This window comes from Limnobacter sp. (assembly GCF_036846585.1).
Lineage (GTDB): Bacteria > Pseudomonadota > Gammaproteobacteria > Burkholderiales > Burkholderiaceae_B > Limnobacter.
Genome location: NZ_DAIUBR010000047.1, coordinates 1 through 283 on the forward strand (window position 1 = coordinate 1; position 283 = coordinate 283).

Below are 283 nucleotides of genomic sequence, written 5' to 3' on the forward strand. Positions count from 1 at the left end.
CGCGAAGGTGGTCGTACAGTGGGTGCCGGTGTGGTGGCCAAGATCACCAAGTAATTACTCGGGTTTTTTAGGGCAATAGCTCAATTGGCAGAGCGTCGGTCTCCAAAACCGAAGGTTGTGGGTTCGATTCCCTCTTGCCCTGCCAAATTTGGTGGGACCGTCGCCGCTGAAGCGATTCAGCGGCGGCTTACATTTTGAGAATATGGCGCAAAACGACGTTCAAACAGTATCTACAGGGCAGGACAAGCTGATGCTTGTGCTGGCGGTTGCCTTTGCAATCGGC

1 tRNA gene is annotated in these 283 nt (G+C 53.7%); it reads left to right on the top strand.

The features are described 5' to 3' along the window. Positions 1 to 69 precede the first annotated feature (69 nt). A tRNA-Trp gene (locus tag V7028_RS14515) sits at positions 70 to 145 on the top strand. Positions 146 to 283: the final 138 nt, after the last annotated feature.